This is a genomic window from Psychromonas ossibalaenae ATCC BAA-1528, from assembly GCF_000381745.1.
GTDB lineage: Bacteria > Pseudomonadota > Gammaproteobacteria > Enterobacterales > Psychromonadaceae > Psychromonas > Psychromonas ossibalaenae.
This window is the reverse complement of the sequence record NZ_KB906993.1, coordinates 41,089-62,139: the sequence shown is the minus strand read 5'-3', so window position 1 is coordinate 62,139 and position 21,051 is coordinate 41,089. Positions and strand designations below refer to the sequence as shown.

Below are 21,051 nucleotides of genomic sequence, written 5' to 3'. Positions count from 1 at the left end.
GCAGAAACAGTAAGGCTCAATTAAATCAATGCTATTTATCAGCACTGTTTAATTGAGACTTACTGAAGGTTAGAGGCCTGCCAGTTTGAAGCGTGCCAGCATACGCTGCAGCTGCTCAGCCTGTGAAGACAACTGTTCGGCAGCCGCCGCACTTTCTTGAGCCGTTGCGTTATTTTGTTGAGTGACATTATCGATTTCGCCGACTCCTTGATTAATAGTATCGGCTCCCGTTGCCTGCTCATTACTCGCATTAGCAATTTCATCAACAAGTTGAGATGTCTGGCTAATACTGTCAAATATCATGTTCAGGCTTTCAGCTGTTTCACTGGCAATTTCGCTGCCGTTTTGAGTTTTCGAAATGGATCCGGAGATCAGTTTCGAAGTCTCTTCGGCCGCCTGTGTACTTCTGCTTGCTAAGCTGCGGACTTCATCGGCAACCACCGCAAAACCTCGCCCTTGTTCTCCTGCTCGTGCAGCTTCAATAGCTGCATTTAAAGCGAGTAAATTAGTCTGCGCGGCAATTTCATCTATGGTGGTAATAAAAGTGCCGATGCTTTTCGTTGCCTCGGAAATTTCAGACATTGCCAGCATCATCATTTCCATTTTACCACTGCCGTCTTGTGCTGCTGATTGAGCTTGAGAGGCAAGTTCACGCGCCCGGTCAGCGTTTTCTGCATTGACAGTGATTTGTGTAGTCAATTCGTTTAGTGAAGAAGAAATGTTTTCTAAACTTGTAGCCTGCTGCGATGCCCCGTCAGAAAGCGCCGTGCTGCTTAAGGAAACGCTTTCGCTGCCCTGGGAAATTTCATGACTGGCCAACTGGGTTTGTCCTAATACCTCGTTTAGGTTATCTGTCATTGCCTGTAAGGCCTGACCTAATGAGTCTTTCTCAGAAGCTAGTTTGATCGATTGATCAAGTTCACCTTGCGCAATTTTATGCGCCAGATTCTCTTTCTCCTGCAGTGTCGCCATCATATTCTTCATTTCCAGGAATATCCCTTTTGGCGTTCCTTCACTTTGTAAAACCATGGTGAGATCACCGTCGGAAACTTTTTTAGCAATTTCAGCAATATAGGTAGGTTCACCACCTAATAAATTCATAACGTAACGCGTTAACCAAAGTGCAACAGCAATCCCAATGATAATTGCAGTCAGCGTACCGAATATAGTGGTATTGACAACCATGGATTCTGTATTGATTAATGATTCATTTCTCGCTGCCATTAAACTGCTTTCGCGATCTTTAAAGGTTTTTATCTGCTCACGGAATTTATCAAAGTAAACCTTGCCTCTAGCCTGACCAACCAAATCGGCCACGTCATCCATTGTTTTTGCATCACCAATTTCGCGGCGCAGGGCAATTTGATGTTCAACAACCAGTTGAATCCAGTTATCAATTGTTTCCTTGCTTTCAGTTAATAATGCAACCTGAGCGGGATTATCTGCAACCATTTGTGATAATTCATCAATCAGTTGATAAAAACTCTTTTTACCGTTGTTATAAGGTGTAAGAAACTGATCTTGTCCGGCAAGTAGAAAACCGCGCATACCGGTTTCCATATCCACAGCAGAAGCAACCAAGCCATCGGCCATCGAAATCACCTGATAAGTATGTTCAACCCAGCTGTTTAGCTGTTTAAGTTCGATAATATCAATACTAGTTTTCGCTTGTGCCTGACGTTTTTCCATCAGCACTCTTTCTCGCTCGATAAAAGTGGCTAGCTGCCCTCTAAATTTGTCGAAATACTGTTTCCCTTTTGCCTGTTTAACCACCTCCGCCAAATCATTCATGGTTTTAGAATCACCAATTTCCGTCCTTAATTTAATAACCGGCTCTGTTACATTATTCTGCCAGTCACTGATAGTTGCTGATATCTCTTTCAATAAGGTAACTTGTGCGGGATTATCCGAAACTGTCGTAGAAAGAGAGTTAATCAACGCGGTGAAGGTATTGTGACCATTTTTGTAGGGGGTCAAAAACTCACTTTTACCGGCAAGAAGGTAACCTCTCATGCCGGTTTCCATATCCACACCTGCCGCTTCAATACTTGAAGCCGTCGCCAGTACTTTGTGGGTATGATCTACCATGGAAAAATTTGTTGCTAACGATTTTATGCTGAAATAAACCACTAAGGTGATCATAAACATCAGAGACAATATTAATCCATAGCCGGCGAGTAATTTACTTTTAAACTTTAAATTCCTAAACATGTCAATATCCTTTTATTTGACCTGTAAATAATACTGTTTAACTGCGGTTAAAACGTGGTCTTTAAATGCACTACGAAAATGATTTATTGGTCCCGCAGCATTGGTCATACACATCATTTTTTTCCTCAAGATAATTATAGAATAAGTTACGTAAATCGGGGCTTAAACGCGGTATTTATAGCTTGTAAAACCGCTAACAGGCCGCTGTTTAATAATGGGAAAGTCGAAGTCATCAATATATGAATGATCAAATTAATCGAGCAGCTTAAAAAGGATTTGAAACTCCGTTTCTTGTTTTTACAAATAATCTCAAAATTAATTAACCCCTTTTTAAACTTCATCCGTTTATAGCTAGTAACTGTATTACAACAAACAACAGCAATGAGTCATATACGGAGAATAACAATGAAATATTCGATGCAGAAATCAGCAATAGCAGCCGCGCTTTCCAGTGTATTGTTAGTTGCAGCTTGCGGCCCAAGTCCACAAGTGGGCAGCCCTAACACCACGAACAATGGCGAACAGAAAGAACAGTTGTTAAACAAAGATAAGGAAACAGGTACAGCATCGGCAGATGTAAGAGAAGTTGATGCGCTAGAAAGTGAACAACTAGCAGATCAAAGCTTACGTTCAGTAAAAAGTGATGATCAGGTTATTCAGCATGCCGAGAAAGCACGGCAGCAGGTGGTTAAGTTAGAAGAAAAAATACATGCTCAAAGAAAAGCTGCCTATATGGAAAGTGCAAAGGTTAAAATGGCCGCTGGGCAGTCTTCTGTTCGCCATCATCTTTCTCATAATACATCAGCACCGGTCATGCCGTTTAGCAATCGTGAAAACTACTCGCACAATGCAGATAATCCGTTCAATTTAACAGCAGAACAGCCTGTATCTACCTTTTCTATTGATGTAGATACAGCGTCCTATTCCAACGTACGTCGTATTCTGAATCAAGGAACCCTGCCCCCTTCTGATGCGGTACGAGTAGAAGAGATGATCAACTATTTTTCCTATAATTATGCGCAGCCGGAGACCGGGCCTTTTTCAGTTTACAGCGAAATCGGCCCCAGCCCCTTTAATGCACAAAAACACTTAATACATATTGGAATTCAAGGTGACAAAATGCAGGACTCAGCAAGACCGGCTGCAAATTTAGTGTTTCTGGTGGATGTGTCAGGCTCGATGAACAGTGCGAATAAACTGGGTTTATTAAAAAATGCACTGAAAATGTTAAGCAGACAACTTACCGAGAACGACAGCGTTGCTATTGTCGTTTATGCCGGCGCTGCGGGCACGGTACTTGAACCAACTAAGGGGGACAACAATGCTGCCATTGCCGATGCCTTAACACGGTTATCGGCCGGCGGTTCAACTAACGGTGGTGCAGGTATCGAACTGGCTTATAGCCTTGCTAAACAGTCATTTATTAAAGACGGCATTAACCGCGTTATTTTAGCCACCGACGGCGACTTTAATGTCGGCATGGTCAATCAGCAGGCCTTAAAAAATAGAGTTGAGCAGCAGAGAAAATCCGGTGTTTCCTTAAGTATTTTAGGTTTCGGGCGCGGCAATTATAATGATGCATTGATGCAGGAACTGGCACAAAATGGTAACGGCAATGCGTTTTACATTGATAACCTTAACGAGGCACGTAAAGTGTTAGTAGAAGAGCTTTCGTCTACCCTGGTCACTATTGCTAAAGATGTAAAAATTCAGGTTGAATTTAATCCTAGTATTGTCAGTGAATATCGCCTGATAGGTTATGAAACTCGCGCTTTAAAACGTGAAGATTTTAACAACGATAAAATTGATGCGGGTGATATTGGTGCGGGTCATACGGTGACTGCAATTTATGAAATCAGTTTACGGGGTTCGGCAAATCAAAGTGTCGATCCGCTGCGCTACCAGTCTGCACATAACAAAAAACAACAGACTACTGCGCTAAATGAAAACGCAGATGTACTTAACGAGCTGGCTTTTTTGAAATTACGTTATAAATTACCACAGCAGAACAGCAGTAAATTGATTGAAATTCCCATTAACTCTGCTGATATTAAGACATCTTTGCAGGATACCAGTGAGACCTTTCAATTTTCTGCTGCTGTTGCCGGTTTCGGCCAGCTGTTACGCGGCGGAGAGCACCTTTCCAGCATGGACATCACCAAAGTCATTAAGCTTGCACAACAAAGTAAGGGGCTGGATAAACACGGCTACCGTGGTGAATTTATTAATATAGTTAAACTCGCTGATGCCTTAACGCCGCAGCTTGCTGAAAAACCGAGTTTAAAACAGTAAGTTTAGTGATAGAGTGAGCAGTAACAGAGAGTAGTTATCAATATAAGGGTAAGGGATTGGACGCGAAGGCTCAGGGAAATAAAAGCCGCCAACAACTCGATCAAACACTGATGCTTGCCTATGCAGAGGGAGATGCGGCGGCGTTTGATCGGCTTTATAGCAGGCATAAAACGGCTGTTTACCGCTTTTTTATCCGGCAGAATTTGACCACTGCCGTGGCCGAAGATCTGTGCCACGATACCTGGCTTAAACTTATTAATAACCGGGCAGGTTATCAGGCTAATGCATTATTCACTACTTACCTATTTACCATTGCCCGGCGTATCGCGATTGATCACGCACAAAAGAAAAGTGTGTTACTTGAACAACAGCAGAACGAAGAAAACTTAGAAAATCAAGAGAGCAATATAACGCAGCAAGTAACGGAAAGTAATCATGACTCGCAGCTTGATGTGGCGGACAATCAAACATTAGCAGCCGCGTTAAAGCAGCAGATAGCGGCTTTACCTTATGAGCAGCGGGAAGTCTTTTTATTAAAACAAGAAGCGGGGTTCAGCATTGATGATATTGCCGAGATAACCTTTCAGAACAAAGAAAAAGTGAAAAGCTGCTGGCGCTATGCGTTACAGAAAATGCGTAAGGGGTTAAGTTTTTATGGCAACTAACAAGCAGGATGATAAAGCACTGGCAGAAGACCAGGCCTTTATACAGTCACTTTATGATGATTTGTCTGATCATAATGGAGATTATACAGCCGAGCAGCCTAGTGAACAGCTAGACCAGTCTATTCTCGCTGCGGCACATAAAGCGGTGAAGGCTAAACCGACACTGCATAGTGAAAAAACAGCAGACGGACAAACTGACGATAAAAAACAAGCGCTGAACCGCCCTGCTGAAAAACGTAAAAAAATGGCCTGGTACTACCCGGCGGCAACGGCGGCTTCTTTTCTGTTAGTCGGGCTAATTGTTAACCATCAGCTAAACGGCCCGATTAACCCTGAATATAAAGCCCCGTTAGTATCGATGGAGCATGTCACTAAAGCTAAGCAAAGTGAGTCGTTAGCTGCTCCAGCAGAAATGGGGGTACGCACTCTCAGTGATGAAACAGTTCGCCCTTTAGTTGCAAAACAAGCATTTAAAGAAGAAATGCTTGTTGAAGAGTTTGATGATGTTTTTGTAGAAAATGAACCGTCGCTGACTGCATCCGTAGAAGTGCCTGCTTCCCCCCATAAAAAAGGTATTAAAAGCAGTGCTGTTCAGCAGTCTAAAGATGAAATAGCCAGTGAACCTTCAGCAGGAGCTTCGCCACAGAGCGCAGAAGCCGAGTTTGTTATAGCAGCTGAAAAAGAAACAAAAGCAGACATGCTGGCCAGTAATGATTTAACAACAGCTGCGCAGGAACAAATGTTTGCTGAACAAGCTCAGCAAAAGCACCGTCTGGCGGCTAAGGCTAAACAAAAGGCTTCGGTTAAAGACAGACAACTAAGTAAACAAACGTTAAATACGCCTTTACCCCCGATTGTTTTGTCGCATGAAAAATATAAAGCACTGCAGGTGCAGTCTAAGCAAAATACTTTATATTGGCGGCTGCTGCAGGAAAACCACAGCAGTTATGTGATTGAACTGTTCAGCAACGAGCAAATACCGGTTTTATATCGTTTAAATAAAAACAGTTTCGAGCTCAACAAAAGCCGCCAAGATAAAAGACAGCCCTTTGCAGAGATAACTTATATTGCAGAAAAATGAAAAGTTAATCTGCGATCAATAAACGGCTGGTAATAGCCTCATAACTGCTTTGCCAATGCTTGTAATCTACCGGAATAGGAAAAAGCTGATTGTTAACGGCTAAAACCAATGATGGAAAACCTTGAATGGGCAACTTTCTGGCCTGTTCAATTTCAGTCAACAGCTGCTGATTTATTTCAACACTGTTAAGTTTCTGCTCAAACAGCTGACCATTGATCCCCACAGAAACGGCGAGCTCCACTAACAAATCGCTGTCTGAAGGATTCTTTGCGTGCAGATAATAGGCTTGCTGCACTGCACAATACATGGCTTGTTCTAATCCGGCCTCACGCGCAATCAAAACGGCGCGACATGCCGGATAGGTTGAACGTCTCGGCTGGCACTGCCGCCAGAAATCAAAGTTAAACTGTGTGCCTAACTCGGATGAAATTTTCTGCCATGTCTGCTGTAAGAAGGTCTGCATCTCAACCGGCATCAATTCGTCTGAATCGGGTGCCAACCCACCAACACGGTATCGTATTTCCAGTGTCGTTTTCAGTTGTTCTTGTAGTGCTAGCCAGGTTGGTCGATACCCCCAGCACCAGCTGCACATAGGATCATAAACGTAATATAAAATAGGTCTTGTCATATGAACTGTGGATCCCATGGTTTATGTAATAACTACAGCTTAATGTTTTTATTTAGTAAGTCTACATTCGTACTTTATGTACATTAGATTTGGCACTAACGCTAACTGTATCTACTCCTCTGCACGATAATAGAAGATAAGTACTGCTATGAAAAACGCTCTAACACATCATCATAAGTAAGCACTTCTCCTATTTCATTGTTGGTCATATCAATGAAATCAGATAAGTTAGTTTCATTTTCTCTAATGAGCGGCCAATCTGGTGGTGGTGCGTACCAGCCAGAGTCTGTTTTCATATGGCTGCGATCTGATGAAAATACTGTAATGAATTCACTGGCAGGGACAACTCTAAACAATGGCATTTCTTTAATGCTAAGTAACTTATTATCTAAAAAGGAACGACTAAAATAAGTGTCTACATCAATACTAAACGGCAGGCTTGTGTCAAAGTCTAGAACTGTATTCTTTTCAGATAAAACCAGTAAAATAACATGATAATCCCAATAAACAGGCATTGACGGGTTGTCCATAGCGCGCTGATTCAGCATCGGAAAAGAGCCCCCTTTGCTGGCGATAAATATGATACAGCTATTTTTAAACTGCTTATGTTGACAAAGGTGCCAGATATTTTCCTCGCAATAACAAGGCTGATAAAGGAAGTCTTCTCGTTTTAATACCGCTAATGACATATCGTCCTGCTTCTGAAAATGGGGAATATCTCGTCCCTACGGCCCTACGGGAATGCCTATTGCCTTTTGGAGTAAGCTGTATCAACATACTGAAAGAAATACGCTTCCCGGCCTTCCGTTTTCTAAGCCACATGTCTCAACGTACATTCCGTTCGGCGTTTATTTAACTAATGAAAGCATGCAGCTAAAGACGCAATGTTCAGAATCTTTAGCTATTTTTTCCAATCGCCATCAATACCGTCATTGTGCCTTTTGAATTACTCATTTCGAATGCTTTATTCATTCGAATATCAATGAATCCATTTGCGTTGAGAGTATCTAACACCCTATCTTCAGATAACCCTGTTCCAGAGGACTCATCTTTTGACAGCCAGTCCCACTGCACAAATACACCGCCGGTTTTTAAAAGGCCCTTTAACAGGCCAAGTGTCATTTCATAATCAGGTAAAAAACCACAAACCGATGAAGCCACTATTAAATCAAACTGATTGCTCAGTTGCGGATCACTGTCAATCACACCTTGAGTCAAAAAGCCTGAGATAGTTGAAACATTACTCAGATTTTTTTTATCCAGACGTTTGATCATTTCAGATGAACCATCAAGGGCAACAATTTCTTTTACATTGGGGCTAAGGAGCTGAGTAAGGCTGCCGGTACCACAACCAAAGTCAAAGACAGATAGACCATCAAGAGCGATGACATCTGTTAGCTTTTCGAATGCCTTAACAGCATACTCTTGTACTGAGGCATCGATATCCCATCCTTCAGCAAATTCGTCCCATTCATTGTTCAATACTATTACTCCTGTAAGAAGCGTTAAGTTCTGACACTTGTGTTAAGTTCTGACACTGTTACATGCCCGCTATTTAATTTGAATTTTACACCAGCAATGAATTAGTCTCTAAATTCATCCATTTCAGAACTTGTAAGTGCAGTACATCATGTACTTTTGCTTATGCAGAAAACCAGCTTAGCTCGTGTCGATGACCACTAATCATTATAAGTCACCAACAGAAATATTATTAGCTGCTTCATTTTCCGTGCCGATGGAGCACGGAATCTATTTGCTGTAATAACCCGTCATTATAAATCAAACGTATAATGTTCCTCGCAGTGTGGTTACTGCAGTCCCGGTTATTTGCACTCGATTATCTGGTAACAACTCAACATCGACGAAACCACCTCGTTCCGATGCTTGGTAACCTTTAAGTTTAGATTTTTGAAGCTTTTCCTCCCAGTAAACGGCTAAAGCGCAATGCGCAGAACCAGTAACTGGATCTTCATTTACACCAACCCAGGGAGCAAAGTATCGAGAAATAAAGTCTAATTCACTTGCAGCCGATTTTACAGTAACAACGACCCCACGGCCGTTTAATTCCTTTAAAGCAGCAAAGTTAGGGGTTAAATCCAACAATGCTTGTTCAGAGTCAATTTCAATTAAATTCTTCGAATCAAACTCAGCAAAGGAAATCACTCGCTCTGAATCAATCCCTAGGAAATTTAATAGCTTCTTATTGGGAGGCGTACAAATATTGAGAATCGGTGATGGAAAATCCATTTCGATAGTCTGCTCTTGTATCGTGACCAATAAAGCCCCCGACACCGTATTGAAAACTAATGTATCACCGGCTGAAGTCATCCCCTTTTCCTTTAACACATGTGCCATCGCCAATGTGCCATGGCCACACAGACAGACTTCTACCTTGGGGGTAAACCATCTTAACCTCATATCACTTAATGATAAGAAGGCCGTTTCCGAAACCGCCATTTCTTCAGCGATAGAAAACATAATATCCTGATCAAGAGCTTGTTCTGTTATGCAAACCCCAGCAGGATTACCTTTAAAGGGCTCTGTGGTAAATGAATCGACCTGATATATCTCTAATTCCAAAAGACTCTCTTTTTTAATGCTGAAATAGTAAATGCAGTATTAATATCGACTTAATTAGCATGGGCTCTATTAGCTTTTATTTTATGGCTGCAGGCTGAGAGTAGAGTATGAATCCTTTATTCTCTAGCTTTCGATAAAGCTCCATTAGCTCCTCTTCTATTAAATTATCTTTTAACTGTTTAAGAGTTTCCATATCAGCACTTTTTTCGTTTTGTAAAATTAACTCTTCATTTATCAGATTTACTTGTTCATTAATAGACTCAATTTGCTTGTTTATATCATTATGCATCTTGCTACTTGCGACAAATGCATGCGAAAAGTTGACATCTTATATATTTTAAACTCATTGATATATAACCCCAAAAGACTGCTGTCTCGTTGTTACAGCGATATCACTTATTCCCGGTAAGTATGAATATGTTATATTCACCATTCGGCCTTACCGCAGATGCTGCAGATACTATATTAAGGTTCTTAAATCCGGCTTGCTTTGCTGCGTTTAAAAATGTTTCGCGATCAAACCCAAAATGGTAAACCCCTGTATTTTGTGTATGAAAGCTTCCATCCTCGATATCTAAATCGGCAATTGCTATAACACCATTATCACTCAACATAGAATAAAAGTTCTTAAACATTTTTTGTATGTCTTCAATATGATGCATTGTCATTGATGAGATGATTCTATCAAATTTCTTATCAAGGCTGCTTTTCGATAAATCAATTTCTAGTATTTCAAGCTCACAGCCTAAATTATCGCTTTTGTCCTCCAGTATTTTGTTCATGGAGCTCGATATATCTACGGCTGTGATTCTACCTACGAACGGGGCTATCTTTTCTAACAACAAGCCTGTACCAGATCCAAAATCCATTATCTGCATCGTTTTATCAAGTTTAAGGTATTTCAAAACCGCGTTGGCAATATGCCCTACTGTATTAACTTTATTCCTATCTTGCTCATAATTTTCTGCTTTATGCTGGAAGTGATCAATTGTCATATACTGTTCCTTTGTATTACGGCGTTAACAACCGTTGTTATGCTGTCACTGAGTTTATGTGCGATGAAGACCATAAACCGCATGATCAACAATACGTCCATTGAGGTTTTCTGAATTTGTGACAATACCCTCCAGCGTCATTCCTAAGCGTTCACAGACAGCTCGGCTAGCCAGGTTTCCGCTAGCCGCTGATATTTCAATCTTATGCATATTTAATTCACTGAACGCAATGTTTATGAGTTTTTTACATACCCGAGTCATGATACCTTTTCCTTGAGCTGACTCAGCCAGCCAATAACCAATATCGACTTTTTTCAAGTCATGATTAATTGTATTAAAACTTACATTCCCAACGAGTTTTTCATTGAACCATACTGCACAGACCATTGATTTGTTGTCTGCATAATCATGAAGCGATTTTTGAATAAACGAAACAAAGTCCTGCTCACTTTTACAGTGAGGCGGCCATGCCAGCCACCGTTCAAGGGCGGTGTAATTTTCTTTAGCCAGTTCGACATACAGCGGCGCAAAAGACTTTTCAATCAGTGCCAGTTTGATTTCGTTATCAACTGTTGAACTAAACAATGATTTCTCCTTGAAAAAAGTGAACCCAAATAGTAAAGTTCCTTTTACTCTTATAACCAGGTTTTGTAAAGTCACTGTGATACAGCCTTTATTAATAAGTTAGAAAACTAATTAGTACGTTTCAAGGTAATGCTTAAACAGTGACAATAATGGATTAGGTGTTGGATACCTCTGACTGGTGAGCATGATTTGTCACAGCTTTACAGAGCATACTCCTGAGCAATAAATGCCGTTGATTTAACATGATCGATGAAATTACCTTCATTTTTCAGCAATATTGCACTTATTTCCAGCCCTTCCGAAGAGCTCATTGCTTCCATGAGATTTTGTTCCGATTCAAACCAGGCTTCTACAACATCGTCGTATCCCTCCTGCATTCCCCTTGATTCACGAATTCCCTCATTAATCGGAGAAGCAGTTGTGTGAGACTGAATGTACTTAAAAACCATCGTTCATGAAGAGTTACGCACAGGTAAACTTATTCCCGTGCTGCAGGAGTATGAATTAGCGCCGAGAGGTGTCTATGCACTCTACCCTCATCGTGAGCATTTGCCGCCCAAGGTAAGAGTTTTCATGGACTTTTTAGAGAAACATTGTGCAAATGCCGGCTGGGCATTACCCTGGAATTAGGGGATCCCGTTTAAACGCTGAGCAACAATGTACTTTCACTGTCCTATTTTGTGGTAGCCCATAGGGCGTGTATAACGCCAGGCACAAAAAAGAAAATACTAAGAACGATATTAAGAAATAGGTCTTTACCGACACCATTTTTAAGAAATACGGCTAAAGGTGGTAACAAGATACAAATAATGATGTTCAATAGTTTTTTCATGATATTTATCCAAAAGTTAACTTTATGACCAAAGCGGACAAAAGTAGTTGGCTAAAATTGTGCGGCGGAGCAAAACCTAGCTTACTATTTCTGTTTCGTTTAAAGTGATTGTTAGGCGCTACGACTTCCGATCCACCTTTCTGCACTTTCTAATTTATTAAATACTTTACCAAATTTAGGGATGAATTTTTCAGCAAGCGTAGATTGAATAGCATTAGAATGAATAATAGCTAATGATGTACAGCCATTGTCACCTAAAAATGTCCAAACTTTAGTAACTTCTTTCATTGTATTTGGTGAGCCTAAACTCTCATGCGTTAATATTTCAACGACAGAATAGTTAACGCAACTTCGATTACTAATGACATCAATATATGCTTTGGCTGCTTCAATCGAACCTTCATCATTGAAAGGTCCAAAAGCCTTTACATACAAAATATCATTAAACCATTTAAAGTCTAAATATCCGTGACTATCCATAGATTACACCTTCGCTGTAACCAAGTACTTTCATTAATTCATCATAAAAAACTTTAGAACGAACTACGTCATTCGTACCAATCATCATATGGCTAAACATGCACTCGCCTTTTCGTTATTTAAAAGTATAATTTAAAGGCAAATAGTATTGTTGTCTAGGTATTAAGGTGCGCTGTAGTGTCTTGCTCAGATAAATTTTGCTCTACAAACATTATTGCAAAATGCTCAGCTTGTAGAGCAGTGTTATTTTTTTTAGCCGCTTCTTTGTTTCTAAGCCACAGATCACTAATTAGAAATTACATCTTATCAGGGAGCTCCCTGATAATACCAATCTGAATAAGTATCTAATCTTTTATGCTGGTTAAAATCAATCCTATCTTCGTTATTAATTTCGTAATTAGAATAACTAGTCACATCAATTAATGCCTTGCTAGTATCGATTTTTTCTGCGCCTAAAACTGACCATTTACATAATCAGTTTGGTATAACCTTTCAGTTGTAAGGTTTTTAATAGCAACTCAACAACCAAAAAACTGATCATTATAGCACCATAAGTAAGCAACACCCGCTTTAGTGGTGATTATGCTCACACACAACCAAATAAAGAATGGAGGTAACACCCATAAATCAGGTTATTATTGCCATAAAAGACCTCAACAACCACTTTCACGGTCATTGTAGTGCCCCGCTTGAGTTGTTGGGTAATTGTAGTACACTTCAATAAAAGGAGAAGTCTATGGAAATTAACGACAGTCCGAAAATGATAGCGGAAACATTGGGGCTGCGCCTAAAACAGGCGCGATTAAATGCCAACCTTTCTCAGGAAACCCTTGCATTAAAGGTAGGTCTATCCAAGAACACCATAGTTAATGTTGAGGCAGGAAGGACAAAGTTAGAAACTATGATTGCGGTAATGCAGGGACTCGACCTGTTGGATCAGCTTTCCCTTTTCTTAGCTGAACAGCCTATTTCTCCTATACAGCTGGCCAAGCTGAAAGGCGCACAGCGTAAGCGAGCATCTAAGAGCAAAGCTGTTCAAAACAATAATAATGATGAGAGTACACCCGAATGGTAGAAGCTGTTAGTGTAAAATATAAAGATCATGATGTTGGTGCAGTAAGCTTTAATGCGGATACCGGTATCGGTGCATTTGAGTACGAACCAAGCTTCATCAATAAAGGTATAGAGCTGTCACCCTTGAAAATGCCGGCATCAAAGAAAATTTTCACCTTTCCTGGAATCGATAAACAAACCTTTAAAGGACTGCCCGGCCTAATTGCAGACTCATTGCCGGATGATTTCGGTAATGCGGTGTTAAATGCCTGGGTTGCAGGTCAAGGTCGGTCTCCAGGGAGCATATCACCACTTGAGAGGCTGCAGTATATCGGTAAACGCGGTATGGGAGCGTTAAACTACGCACCAGCAACAAGAGTCAAACAGTTCAATTCTTCAAAGAATATTGAAGTTCAGTCATTAGTTTCTGTCGCTCAAGAGATATTAAATGAAAGAGACAGCTTTAATGTCGAGCTGAACGATAACGGACAGCAGGACAAACAGGCGATGTTAGCTCTGATGTCCGTAGGAATGAGTGCTGGTGGAGCGAGGCCTAAAGCGGTACTGGCATTCAACGAGGATTTCACTCAGGTAAAATCTGGACAAACAAACGTTCCTGCAGGGTATAAACACTACTTAATGAAATTTGACGGGGTAAGCGAGCACAGCAAAAGCCAGGAAACTTTCGGCGATCCCATGGGGTTCGGTGCCATGGAGTATACTTATCACCTAATGGCTCAAAGCTGCGGTGTGACCATGACTGACTGCCGCCTGCTTGAAGAAGGCTCAAGAAGACATTTCATTACTCAGCGGTTTGACAGAATAGGAAATCACAAGGTACATGTTCAGACGCTCAACGGTATCGCGCACATCAGCTACAAACAACCCGGATCATTTTCCTATGAAGAACTGATAAGTGTTGCACGGCAGTTAAAATTAAGCCCGGCGGAAGCAATGCAGATATTTAAACGCATGGTGTTTAACGTTATAGCCAGAAACCACGATGATCACTCCAAGAACTTTGCCTTCATGTTAAACAGTGAGGAAAAATGGCAGTTATCTCCAGCCTATGATCTCGCCTATAGCTATAAAGCCGGCAGCAAGTGGGTAAATAGTCATTGGATGACGCTGGCAGGAAAAAGAGACAGCTTTGTCCGTAAAGACTTCTACGGTTTCGAAAGACTAAGTCCCATTTTCAGCAGATCAAAAATAAACGAGATCATTGATCAAACCATCGAGATGGTTTCTAAATGGAAAGCACTGGCAATAGAAAATGAAGTGCCGAAATCGCTAATAGATGAAGTGCATAACAACTTAAGACTGGATATATAAATAAAACAGCACACCCTTGTTCTAGTAGAGTGTGCTGGTAGTTGCGTTATTTACGCAGGCGCATCAAATCTGCCATTTCCAGCAGCGACTGTTCGATATAACTGTGCATCTGCTCAAGTTTGTCCTGCATAATACTTCGGCTGGTCATATTAAAACAGATCGAGTCATTACGTACAAAGTAGCGGATCCCGTAGCCGTCATCAACAATCGGCCCGTAACCTGCCAGCTCTACGCCGTAGTCTGACGTGGTACTGGTACAAACAACACTGTGACTGAGAGCCTGGTATCCTTTATCTGTAAATATTTCAGGGAGCGTACTAATGCCTATCTTATCTCCCGCAACCTGATGACGATATTTCAGTGCAAGAAAATGCGCATAAATACCTGCTCCAGACCTGCACTCCCCGGCCCTTTCGACATGTTTTTGAGAGGCACTAATAAGTGAATCAATTTTAGCCTGAGTACTGCAGCTTGCGTCGCCTATATTCTCAATAAAACGGATCGACTCGGGGGAAACGGTATGTAATGCATCGATACGCCCGTCAACAAACGTTCGGGTCATCACTGCTTCATAGGCACTGTAGCACTTTCCATAAAGCTTATGCTCAGCCAGCTGCAGGGCTAACTGAACAAAGGCATCAGGGCTGACCCCAAACTGCTTGATCTGGTTTTTACCAAAGGCGGTGAAATTTAAAACCCTGGTCTGGGTATTTTCAGTATGCTGCTTAAACGAATCTTTTGCTGTATGAACTGTCTGCTTCAGCGTTTCATCTAAGTCAAATTCAATTTCTTCGAGACTTAGGGAAAGTCCCTGCTTTGTCTCAGTAGAAACGTTCCTTTCAGCAAAAGAAACTTGATCAATGGTGTCATATATATGACCAACCATGCGCAGCATAACTGAGCCGTCTACGCCGGTATGCTCAAAATTGATGCCGGTCTTGCCGTTTTTAAAAACGATAAACTGCAGCGACTTATCAAAAAATCGATCCTGACCCGACCCGTGAAGTAGCTGTTTTGAGACATCGGTAATTTCTACAGGGCTTTTTTCGTCGAGGCATAACACAAAAGATGCATCTTCCAGCGTGCGAATTGCCTGTATATTATTTGTCGAGATCTCAAGCAGATCAGCCCGACTCTTTGCCCATTGGTCTCGAGGCATAGTACTAAGCAGGCCTAAATTCTGTCCTTTTTCTGAGGGAGAAAGAATACAATTTAACTCAAATTCAATGGCAGAATAAGAGCGAATAGCGCCATTTTCATCAATAATAGTGAGTTTGTAGATACGTTGATTATGCATAACCACTATATGCTTTCTGTTTGATGAAACTTTGAAGTCATCTGTCCCTTGGCGCGGTATTCTTGTTGAGGAAAAAAGGCTCCGATACTGATTCATACATAGCGGTACGTCTTTCTGCATATCAGGCGTCAGTTCTTTTGTATCAATCAAAGCAATAAAATCATAAACACTACTGATAAGTGCAGCTGCGATACTTGCCTGTGAGCGGGTATTTTCATCAAGCTTGCTTTTTAGGTAATAAAATACGTTACTGTTAATCACCAGTGATTTGGGGCATGACAAATAGAAATCGCGCCAAACGGGCGCAAACCAGTTCAAAACTGCGGGAGGCTGAGCCCATTCAATCAGCTCGTTTTGTAATTTTTCTCCTTCACCACCAGGCTGCAAAAACAGCTCAATTACTTCTCTGGTCTTAATTGACTCTTCTTCCGTTAATAGTGGCTCTGCCCATTCAATAAGTTTACCGCATGTTATATTCAAGTCTGGTACCGGCATTATCGGTAACTCTTTTTGACAACTAAATGTGTTCCCTATCAATCCTAACTCCTTCGTACATAATAAATATTTTCTTGCGCTGTTTCACAGTTAAGCCTAATAAATTCACAGTAGTTTATGCTGCTGTGATAGTCGAATTACTGGAAGTGATTCATTGAATTTAAGGCACTGCCATTGGTTCAATGCGGTGTCGAATCTGTATGGCCTGCCTCCGAGGATAAGGTGAGTTTTTCTGCCTTTCTTCTCTCTTTTCCAAAGCGCCCTCAAGCAGTTTTCCTGAAACAAAGGCTATTGTTGATATCGTATGCTTACCTACCAGTGAGAAGATAGTTACAGCTAAAATAATTTTAGCTGTAACTGTTACGTTATTCCCACTTCTACAGAAACCACCCAAACCCTATGAATCAGTGCGTTTTCAGCAGTATATTACTCTTTATTTACTCCACTTCCAAGCAAGTTGATTACTACTCAATATTGAGAGCAATATAATTAACACTTGATAGTTAGAGCACTAATCATTAGGATTGTTATTAATTGAGCGTTCAATTAATAACGTTATTCAAGAATAAAAGGAAGTTATTTATGCCTAGACCGGCGATGAAACATGTCCGACAACAGCAGCTCATTGATGCCACGCTGATATCAGTCGAACGCCATGGATTACAGCACACCACAATTAATACGATTAGTGGTATGGCGGGTATGTCATCGGGGATCATCAGCCACTACTTTGGCGGCAAACAAGGCTTAATTGAAGCTACACTTAAATATCTTCTTGATGAATTAAAGCAGGCCTTATTAATAAGGACGTCAGGTAAAACACTGTCTCCTATTGCAAGGCTGTCTATGATTGTTGAAGCAAATTTTACCGAACTGCAGCGTTCAAATGCAGTCACTAAGACATGGTTAAGTTTCTGGTCCCAGGCGATGCATGATCCGGGACTGGCAAGACTTCAATATATCAATAGTCAACGCTTGTACAGCAACCTGCTTTTTTCTTTTAAACAGCTGCTGCCGGATACTGAAGCGGTTAATGCAGCTAAACAAACCGCCGCTGTGATTGACGGTTTCTGGCTTCGCAGTGCGCTTAGTTCAACACCAGAGCAGGATTTTAAACAGGCACAAATGTTGTCTAAAGCCTTTATTGAAACAGTTATTCTGCAGTATGGAGAAAATCAATGCCGACATTAGTCGTTTATCAAAATTATGTTCACGGTCAATATATGCCTAACGGCACGGGCGAAACATTTGAAGTCATTAACCCGGCAACAGGTCAAGTCAGCTACTTAGTTGAAAGAGCAGATGAAGCAGTTCAGCAGGCTGCGATCAACAGTGCAAAATCTGGTTTTGCCACATGGTCAAAAATGACTGCCATTGAACGCAGCCGCATTCTGCTCAAGGCTGCTTCATTACTGCGTGAGCACAATGATGAACTTGCCGCTGGCGAAGTGCTTGATACCGGTAAACCATGGCAGGAAGCATCAGTGGTTGATGTTGTAACGGGCGCCGATTCAATTGAGTTTTTTGCAGGACTTGCCCCGAGTATTGAAGGTAATCAGCAGCAGGTCGGTGATGATTTTTATTACACCCGCCGCGAACCATTAGGTATTTGTGCAGGCATTGGAGCATGGAATTATCCACTACAGATTGCCTGCTGGAAAGCGGCCCCGGCTCTTGCCTGCGGCAATGTGATGATTTTTAAGCCGTCAGAGGAAACGCCGAGCGGCGCAATGCGTTTAGCAGAAATTTTCACTCTGGCTGGTGTGCCAAACGGTGTGTTTAACGTGGTCCAAGGCGACGGCAGAGTCGGCGCCTGGTTAACCGGCCATGAAGATATTGCCAAAATCTCTTTTACCGGTGAAGTAACAACCGGCCAAAAAGTGATGGCGGCGGCTGCCGGTTCATTAAAAGAAGTCACCATGGAACTAGGCGGTAAGTCACCGTTGATTATTTTTAATGATGCCGATATAGAAAATGCGGTATCTGCGGCCATGTTAGGTAATTTCTATACCCAGGGCGAAGTCTGTACAAACGGTACTCGTGTGTTTGTTCAGAAGGATATTTATCCTCGTTTTATTAAACGTCTAGTTGAGCGTACCGAGCAGAATATTATCTGCGGCGATCCGATGAATACGGACACTAATTTTGGGGCTTTGATTTCAAAGTCTCATCAGCAGAAAGTGCTCGACTACATCGAGATTGGGAAAGCACAAGGCGCAACTCTACTCACAGGCGGTAAAGCACTGCAGCCTGAAAATTCACCACATGGTTTCTTTGTTGCGCCGACTATTTTCACCGGCTGCACTGACCAAATGACCATAGCTAAAGAAGAAATATTCGGCCCGGTTATGTCGGTACTGACTTTCAGCGATGAAGAGGAAGTTATCCGCCGCGCAAATGACAGCCGCTTAGGATTAGCAGCAGCTGTGTTTACTCAAGACATTACCCGTGCTCACCGGGTGATACATCAGCTTCAGGCCGGCATCTGCTGGATTAATGCCTTTGGCGCATCACCTGCTGAAATGCCGGTCGGCGGCTATAAAATGTCCGGTATCGGCCGCGAAAACGGCAGTGAAACATTAAAAGCCTATACCCAGATTAAAGCGGTATATGTCGGCATGATGCCGCTTGAAAGTCCCTTTTAAGGAATGAACATGACTAAAGCACAATATGACTACATCATTGTAGGCGCAGGAAGTGCGGGCTGTGTACTGGCAAACCGCTTGTCAGCTGATTCCGGCAATAAGGTACTGCTGCTGGAAACCGGCGGCAGCGATAAGAGTATTTTTATTCAAATGCCGACCGCATTATCAATACCGATGAATACAAAAAAATACGCCTGGCAGTTTGAAACTGAAGCTGAGCCGTTTTTAGATAACCGCCGTATGCATTGTCCGCGCGGTAAAGTGTTAGGCGGTTCATCATCTATTAACGGTATGGTCTATGTACGAGGCCATGCACGTGATTTTGATGAATGGCAGCAGGCCGGGGCACAAAACTGGGATTATGCACACTGTTTACCCTACTTCAAAAAAGCCGAAACCTGGTCATTTGGCGGTAATGACTACCGCGGAGAGTCTGGTCCTCTTGCTGTCAATAACGGCAACAATATGAAAAACCCGTTATATCAAGCCTTTGTTAATGCCGGTGTTGATGCCGGTTATTTAGCAACAGCAGATTACAATGCCGGGCAGCAGGAAGGTTTCGGCCCGATGCATATGACTGTCAAAAACGGTGTGCGCTGGTCTACTGCGAATGCCTACTTGAGACCGGCCATGAAACGCGACAATCTCACCGTAATCACTCACGCACTGGTTCACAAAGTGCTGCTGGAAGGTAAAACAGCTGTCGGTGTTTCTTACGAGTCTAAAGGTCAGTTAACGGAGCTGCGCTGTAATAAAGAAGTCCTGCTGTCTGCAGGCTCTATCGGCTCCCCGCATATTCTGCAGCTGTCGGGTATCGGCGCTGCAGACACATTAGCACAAGCCGGTATAGAGCAGGTCCATGAATTACCCGGTGTCGGTGAAAACCTGCAGGACCACCTTGAGTTTTACTTTCAGTTTAAATGTTTAAAACCGATATCGCTTAACGGCAAAATTGACCCGTTAAACAAATTATTTATTGGTACACGCTGGATATTAAATAAATCCGGTTTAGGTGCTACTAATCATTTTGAGTCATGCGGCTTTATTCGTTCTAAAGCGGGTTTAGAATGGCCGGATCTTCAGTATCACTTTCTACCTGCGGCCATGCGTTACGATGGTAAAGAAGCATTTGCAGGTCATGGTTTCCAAGTTCATATTGGTCATAACAAACCTAAAAGCCGCGGCAGGGTTAAAGTTGTATCAAGCAATGCCCGTACGGCACCGCAAATTCAATTTAACTATTTATCACACCAGGATGACATTGAAGGTTTTCGTGCCTGTGTGCGATTAACCCGGGAAATTATCAACCAGCCCGGCTTAGATGAATATCGCGGCGAAGAGATTCAGCCGGGACTCGCGGTACAAACTGATCAGGAAATCGACAGCTTTGTCAGAAGTTCCGTTGAAAGTGCCTATCACCCTTCATGCTCATGCAGAATGGGCGAAGACGCAATGTCGGTAGTGAACTCTGAAACTAAAGTTCATGGTATCGAAGGTCTTCGAGTTGTTGATTCATCAATATTCCCGACAATTCCTAACGGCAATCTGAATTCACCGACCATTATGACAGCAGAGCGTGCCGCCGATATTATTTTAGGTAAAACACCTCTTGCACCCAGCACGGCTGAAGTGACTGTGGCGGATGACTGGCAGACCAGTCAACGCTTACAAGCCCCTAAACGCCAAGCCGGCTAGTTTATACAGGGCATCAATTTACTGTTATTGACTGTAAATCTGTCAATAACAGCAAAGAGGTCAGGGCCAGCCTAAGCGGAATACGCAAATGGCCTATATTGCTGCGTTCATTTTTTCAGGGTTTAACTATCGTCAGCACGATACTTAAGCCTTTAAAAACTGCCCAGCAGCGTTTTATAAAACAA

General features: G+C 42.0%; 21 protein-coding genes. 9 read left to right on the top strand and 12 right to left on the bottom strand.

Annotated elements, in window-relative coordinates; genetic code table 11:
- Positions 1 to 69 precede the first annotated feature (69 nt).
- Positions 70 to 2,211, bottom strand: coding sequence for a CHASE3 domain-containing protein (locus G327_RS0113770; protein WP_019615374.1), 2,142 nt, complete (start codon positions 2,209 to 2,211; stop codon positions 70 to 72).
- A 405-nt stretch (positions 2,212 to 2,616) separates the two neighbouring features.
- Between G327_RS0113770 and G327_RS0113760 the strand changes: the two genes are divergently transcribed.
- Genes G327_RS0113760 through G327_RS0113750 form a run of 3 tightly spaced genes read left to right on the top strand, consistent with a single transcriptional unit; the run spans position 2,617 to position 6,249 of the window.
- Positions 2,617 to 4,503 (top strand): vWA domain-containing protein, encoded by a 1,887-nt coding sequence (locus G327_RS0113760; protein ID WP_019615372.1) that lies wholly within the window; start codon positions 2,617 to 2,619, stop codon positions 4,501 to 4,503.
- Positions 4,504 to 4,559: 56 nt separating this feature from the next.
- Positions 4,560 to 5,168, top strand: coding sequence for a sigma-70 family RNA polymerase sigma factor (locus tag G327_RS0113755; protein ID WP_019615371.1), 609 nt, complete (start codon positions 4,560 to 4,562; stop codon positions 5,166 to 5,168).
- Positions 5,158 to 6,249 carry a hypothetical protein gene (locus tag G327_RS0113750; RefSeq protein WP_019615370.1) on the top strand — a complete coding sequence of 364 codons (1,092 nt, stop codon included), beginning with the start codon at positions 5,158 to 5,160 and terminating at the stop codon, positions 6,247 to 6,249. The genes G327_RS0113755 and G327_RS0113750 overlap by 11 nt, the downstream gene beginning before the upstream one ends.
- A 4-nt stretch (positions 6,250 to 6,253) precedes the next feature.
- Here G327_RS0113750 and G327_RS0113745 read toward each other — a convergent pair whose 3' ends face one another.
- From G327_RS0113745 to G327_RS24730, 8 genes are all read right to left on the bottom strand, one after another.
- Positions 6,254 to 6,877, bottom strand: coding sequence for a DsbA family protein (locus G327_RS0113745; protein WP_033298311.1), 624 nt, complete (start codon positions 6,875 to 6,877; stop codon positions 6,254 to 6,256).
- A gap of 146 nt (positions 6,878 to 7,023) precedes the next feature.
- Positions 7,024 to 7,566, bottom strand: coding sequence for a protein N-terminal glutamine amidohydrolase (locus G327_RS0113740; protein ID WP_019615368.1), 543 nt, complete (start codon positions 7,564 to 7,566; stop codon positions 7,024 to 7,026).
- 208 nt (positions 7,567 to 7,774) lie between these two features.
- Positions 7,775 to 8,359: a class I SAM-dependent DNA methyltransferase gene (locus G327_RS0113735; RefSeq protein WP_019615367.1), complete on the bottom strand. Its 585-nt coding sequence runs from the start codon at positions 8,357 to 8,359 to the stop codon at positions 7,775 to 7,777.
- Between the two features lie 297 nt (positions 8,360 to 8,656).
- Positions 8,657 to 9,457, bottom strand: coding sequence for a PhzF family phenazine biosynthesis protein (locus G327_RS0113730; RefSeq protein ID WP_019615366.1), 801 nt, complete (start codon positions 9,455 to 9,457; stop codon positions 8,657 to 8,659).
- 76 nt (positions 9,458 to 9,533) lie between these two features.
- Positions 9,534 to 9,746 carry a hypothetical protein gene (locus tag G327_RS0113725; RefSeq protein ID WP_019615365.1) on the bottom strand — a complete coding sequence of 71 codons (213 nt, stop codon included), beginning with the start codon at positions 9,744 to 9,746 and terminating at the stop codon, positions 9,534 to 9,536.
- 103 nt (positions 9,747 to 9,849) lie between these two features.
- A complete protein-coding gene (locus G327_RS0113720) occupies positions 9,850 to 10,452 on the bottom strand; it encodes a class I SAM-dependent DNA methyltransferase (RefSeq protein WP_019615364.1) in 603 nt (200 codons plus the stop codon).
- 54 nt (positions 10,453 to 10,506) lie between these two features.
- Positions 10,507 to 11,037 carry a GNAT family N-acetyltransferase gene (locus G327_RS0113715; RefSeq protein ID WP_019615363.1) on the bottom strand — a complete coding sequence of 177 codons (531 nt, stop codon included), beginning with the start codon at positions 11,035 to 11,037 and terminating at the stop codon, positions 10,507 to 10,509.
- A gap of 200 nt (positions 11,038 to 11,237) precedes the next feature.
- Positions 11,238 to 11,486: an EthD domain-containing protein gene (locus G327_RS24730; protein ID WP_019615362.1), complete on the bottom strand. Its 249-nt coding sequence runs from the start codon at positions 11,484 to 11,486 to the stop codon at positions 11,238 to 11,240.
- On the opposite strand from G327_RS24730, the gene G327_RS0113705 reads away from it, so the two are divergent.
- Complete coding sequence (locus tag G327_RS0113705) at positions 11,470 to 11,667, top strand: LysR substrate-binding domain-containing protein (RefSeq protein ID WP_019615361.1); 198 nt, start codon at positions 11,470 to 11,472, stop codon at positions 11,665 to 11,667. The two genes, G327_RS24730 and G327_RS0113705, sit on opposite strands and share 17 nt — an antisense overlap.
- A gap of 43 nt (positions 11,668 to 11,710) precedes the next feature.
- Here the strand turns inward: G327_RS0113705 and G327_RS26560 are convergent, their stop codons facing one another.
- Together G327_RS26560 and G327_RS0113695 are read right to left on the bottom strand one after the other, a co-directional pair.
- Positions 11,711 to 11,869 carry a YqaE/Pmp3 family membrane protein gene (locus G327_RS26560; RefSeq protein ID WP_019615360.1) on the bottom strand — a complete coding sequence of 53 codons (159 nt, stop codon included), beginning with the start codon at positions 11,867 to 11,869 and terminating at the stop codon, positions 11,711 to 11,713.
- A 111-nt stretch (positions 11,870 to 11,980) separates the two neighbouring features.
- On the bottom strand, positions 11,981 to 12,349 hold the full coding sequence (locus G327_RS0113695; protein ID WP_019615359.1) for a hypothetical protein: 369 nt from the start codon (positions 12,347 to 12,349) through the stop codon (positions 11,981 to 11,983).
- A gap of 736 nt (positions 12,350 to 13,085) precedes the next feature.
- Here G327_RS0113695 and G327_RS0113685 point away from each other — a divergent pair.
- A complete protein-coding gene (locus G327_RS0113685; RefSeq protein ID WP_019615357.1) occupies positions 13,086 to 13,424 on the top strand; it encodes a helix-turn-helix transcriptional regulator in 339 nt (112 codons plus the stop codon).
- Positions 13,418 to 14,734, top strand: a complete 1,317-nt coding sequence (locus G327_RS0113680; protein WP_019615356.1) for a type II toxin-antitoxin system HipA family toxin — start codon at positions 13,418 to 13,420, stop codon at positions 14,732 to 14,734. The genes G327_RS0113685 and G327_RS0113680 overlap by 7 nt, the downstream gene beginning before the upstream one ends.
- A gap of 46 nt (positions 14,735 to 14,780) precedes the next feature.
- Here the strand turns inward: G327_RS0113680 and G327_RS0113675 are convergent, their stop codons facing one another.
- On the bottom strand, positions 14,781 to 16,526 hold the full coding sequence (locus G327_RS0113675) for a choline/carnitine O-acyltransferase (protein WP_019615355.1): 1,746 nt from the start codon (positions 16,524 to 16,526) through the stop codon (positions 14,781 to 14,783).
- A gap of 582 nt (positions 16,527 to 17,108) precedes the next feature.
- Between G327_RS0113675 and betI the strand changes: the two genes are divergently transcribed.
- From betI to betA, 3 genes are read left to right on the top strand one after another with little or no spacing between them, the layout of a single operon-like run.
- Positions 17,109 to 17,717: a transcriptional regulator BetI gene (gene betI, locus G327_RS0113670; RefSeq protein WP_019615354.1), complete on the top strand. Its 609-nt coding sequence runs from the start codon at positions 17,109 to 17,111 to the stop codon at positions 17,715 to 17,717.
- Positions 17,705 to 19,171, top strand: coding sequence for a betaine-aldehyde dehydrogenase (gene betB, locus G327_RS0113665; protein WP_019615353.1), 1,467 nt, complete (start codon positions 17,705 to 17,707; stop codon positions 19,169 to 19,171). The genes betI and betB overlap by 13 nt, the downstream gene beginning before the upstream one ends.
- Before the next feature lie 9 nt (positions 19,172 to 19,180).
- On the top strand, positions 19,181 to 20,866 hold the full coding sequence (betA, locus tag G327_RS0113660; protein WP_019615352.1) for a choline dehydrogenase: 1,686 nt from the start codon (positions 19,181 to 19,183) through the stop codon (positions 20,864 to 20,866).
- Positions 20,867 to 21,051 lie beyond the last annotated feature (185 nt).